Source organism: Geobacillus sp. WSUCF-018B (assembly GCF_002809985.1).
Taxonomy (GTDB): Bacteria; Bacillota; Bacilli; order Bacillales; family Anoxybacillaceae; genus Geobacillus; species Geobacillus thermophilus.
Genome location: NZ_PIJF01000136.1, coordinates 1 through 1,273 on the forward strand (window position 1 = coordinate 1; position 1,273 = coordinate 1,273).

Below are 1,273 nucleotides of genomic sequence, written 5' to 3' on the forward strand. Positions count from 1 at the left end.
CTCCCAACTCTCTATACGGTTCCTTTCGAGTTAAGATATAATAGATCATTTCTAAAATCGTTCTCCCGACCGCGACACTCGCTCGATTCGCTCCTCTTCGTTTGGCGATCCGATGATACTTGGCCGATAGGTACGTGTTCTTCGTTCGGGCGGCGGCACGGGCGCATTCCACGAGGCACGACCTCAGCTTCTTGTTCCCTTTCCTCGTTCGACCTGACAACCGTTTCCCTGCACTCTCATGATTCCCGGGAGCCATTCCGGCCCATGAGGCCAAGTGCGCGGCGGTAGGGAACCGGCTCATATCCGTCCCGATTTCCGCTACAATTTGTTCCGCGCTTTGCCGCCCCACTCCCGGGATCGTATCGATGAGCTCCAGCGCTTCATGAAAAGGGCTCGTTCGTTCCTCGATTTCCCGATCCAACCGGGCAATCGCTTCATCTAAATACTCCACATGACGCCATTGCTCGGCCAGCATCATGCGTTGATGCGGCCCCATCACTCCTTTCAAYGCGCGCCGGAGCTCTTCCGTTTTTTGTTTCAGCCGCCCTTTGGCGAGCTGGGCGAGGGCCGCCGGATCGTCCTTTCCTTCGATAAGGGCGCGAATGATGAGCCGGGCCGACATCCCGTTGATGTCGGATACGACCGAAGAAAGCTTGATATTGGCTCCTTCCAGCACTTTTTGGATGCGGTTGAGCTCCCGTGCCCGTTCCTCGATCAAACTGCGCCGATAACGGACCMGTTCCCGGAGCTCCCGCTGAGCCCGATGAGGGATRTAACTCCCTTTTAGCAATCCATGGCGAAGCAAGTCCGCGATCCATTCGGCATCTTTGACATCGGTCTTTCGCCCGGGAACCGCTTTGATGTGTTGGGCATTGACGACAAGCACTTCGATCGGCTCTGCTTCGAGGAGATTATACACTGGCTTCCAATATACGCCCGTCGACTCCATGGCAACGTGCGTCACCTTTTTTTCTTTCAGCCAATCCACCAACTCCTCGAGATCGTCGGTCAGCGTACCAAACGTGCGAATCTCTTTTCCTTCAGGGGTAAGGGCGCAAGCCGTAATCGATTGCTTATGCACGTCCAATCCGCAACAGCGTTCATACAAGACGCGCATCGGTCTTCCTCCCTGCTTCGTTCTCAAAAACAGCTGGTGCAGCAGCCTTTGTTCAAGCATTCTATCCTGCGTGCTTCCCTCAAGGGAGCGACATTCCGTGGTGCACCAGACTACTGGGGTCCGTCTATATATCGGACTTTTACGTACCATAGATAC

1 protein-coding gene is annotated in these 1,273 nt (G+C 54.9%); it reads right to left on the minus strand.

Annotation, left to right across the window (positions count from 1 at the left end; genetic code table 11):
* A partial coding sequence (locus CV944_RS16985; RefSeq protein ID WP_100664572.1) for an IS110 family RNA-guided transposase occupies nt 1–1,117 on the minus strand: 1,117 nt, incomplete at its 3' end.
* Nucleotides 1,118–1,273 lie beyond the last annotated feature (156 nt).